Annotated in this window: 2 protein-coding genes and 1 pseudogene; 2 read left to right on the top strand and 1 reads right to left on the bottom strand. The window is 76.0% G+C overall.

Annotated features, from left to right (window positions below):
- Positions 1 to 139, top strand: a pseudogene (locus ADY01_RS35365) (uracil-DNA glycosylase); the annotation flags it as partial.
- A gap of 16 nt (positions 140 to 155) precedes the next feature.
- Here ADY01_RS35365 and ADY01_RS35370 read toward each other — a convergent pair.
- Complete coding sequence (locus ADY01_RS35370; RefSeq protein WP_049580962.1) at positions 156 to 572, bottom strand: DUF3224 domain-containing protein; 417 nt, start codon at positions 570 to 572, stop codon at positions 156 to 158.
- Between the two features lie 117 nt (positions 573 to 689).
- Here ADY01_RS35370 and ADY01_RS35375 point away from each other — a divergent pair, with 117 nt between their 5' ends.
- Positions 690 to 1,652, top strand: a complete 963-nt coding sequence (locus tag ADY01_RS35375; protein ID WP_049580963.1) for a helix-turn-helix transcriptional regulator — start codon at positions 690 to 692, stop codon at positions 1,650 to 1,652.
- The last annotated feature ends 108 nt before the right edge of the window (positions 1,653 to 1,760 follow it).

A 1,760-nucleotide genomic window follows, 5' to 3' on the forward strand; every position in this document is an offset into this window, starting at 1 on the left:
CGTGGTGGAGGGCGCCCACCCGTCCCCGCTCTCGGCAGGGAAGTTCCTCGGCTCGCGCCCCTTCAGCCGGATCGACGAGGCCGTCGCCGCGCAGGGCCACACGGCCGTGGACTGGCGCCTCCCCGGCCCGGGGCGGTGAGGCCGCCCCCGCGCCGTCACCCCAGGGTGTGGTCGAAGGTGTAGGCGACGGCCGCCTCGCCGGGCACCGCGGTGTAGCCGCCGGTGCCGGCGAGCCCGGCCAGCTCCCCGGTCGCCGAGCCGGGCAGCACCTCGAACGAGCAGTGCACGGTCGACTTCTCGTCGAACGTTCCCCACTCGTGCAGGACGAACGCTCCGGCGCGTCCGCCCACCGTGCCCTCGCACCGCTGGTAGCCGGAGAAGGAACCGGTCCCCGAGCCGTCCGGCGCGTAGCAGATGGCGTACACGCAGCGGGTGTCCTTCGCCTCGATGGCGCCGGTGAACGCGTTGGTGACGACGGCGTGGGCGATCTTCGGCCCGCCGTCGTCCCCGGCGACCGCCGACTCCTTCCAGTCGGCGAAGGTGAAGGTGCCGGTGGTCCGGGTGGTCGTCATGTCGATCCCTCTCGATCCTGGTGAGGGTCCTGGCACGGGCCTCTCCCGCGCCGGACGGGACCACCCTCTCCCCGGTACCTGACATCTTCTGTCAGGTACCGGGGGCACAATGGAGCGGTGCGCGCCGACCGTCTCCTGACCACGCTGCTGCTGCTCCAGAGCCGCGGCCGGCTGACCGCGCCCGAGCTCGCCGCCGAGCTGGAGGTGTCGGTCCGCACCGTCTACCGGGACATCGAGGCGCTGGCCGCCTCGGGCGTCCCCGTCTACGCCGACCGGGGCCCGGCCGGCGGCTACCGGCTCCTGGACGGCTACCGCACCCGCCTCACCGGCCTGACCGGCGAGGAGGCGGACTCGCTCGCGCTCGCGGGCATGCCGGGGGCCGCCGCCGAGCTCGGCCTCGGCGCCGAGCTGGCCACCGCCCAGCTCAAGCTGAGGGCGGCCCTTCCCGCGGCCCTGGGCGAGCGGGCCCGGCAGGTGGCCGAGCGGTTCCACCTGGACGCCCCGGGCTGGTTCCGCGACGCCGACCCGGTCCCGTTCCTCGCCCCCGTCGCGCAGGCCGTCTGGGAGGGCCGGTGGCTGCGGGTGCACTACCGCCGCTGGGCCGGCGAGATCCGGCGCGAGCTGCACCCGCTGGGCCTCGTTCTCAAGGGCGGCATCTGGTACCTGGTGGCGGACGCCGGGGAGCACATCCGCACCTACCGCGTCTCCCGCCTGCTGGAGGCGGAGGTGCTCGGCCCGGCGCCCGAGCGCCCGGAGGGCTTCGACCTGGCCGACCACTGGACGCGCGCCGCCCGCGGCCTCGAATCCTCCCGCTACCGCGGCGAGGCCAGGCTCCGCGTCTCGGCCAGGGGCCGCACGCTGCTGCCCATGCAGTTCGGCGCGGTGGGCGCCCGCGCGGTCCGCGGGGCCGGCCCGCCCGACGCCGACGGCTGGGCCGAGCTGACCCTGCCCGTGGAGTCCACCCCCGTCGCCGTGACCGACCTGCTGAGGCTCGGCACCGAGGCGGAGGTCCTCGACCCGCCCGAGCTGCGCGCCGCCGTCGCGGCCGCCGTCGCCGAACTGGCCCGCCGCTACGGCTGACCGGGCGGCCCGAGCGCGCTCCGCGCCCCCGCGTATGCTGCCGGTCCACGCATCCGCGATCACGAAGGAGCAGCCACGTGAAGGTCGGCGTGATCGGGCTCGGGGACA

Source organism: Streptomyces sp. SBT349, from assembly GCF_001083795.1.
In the GTDB taxonomy this organism is placed as follows: Bacteria; Actinomycetota; Actinomycetes; order Streptomycetales; family Streptomycetaceae; genus Streptomyces.

What these genes read in the sequence shown, in the direction of transcription:
- ADY01_RS35370 (WP_049580962.1), bottom strand. Translation starts at nt 572, where the DNA reads ATGACGACCACCCGGACCACCGGCACCTTCACCTTCGCCGACTGGAAG.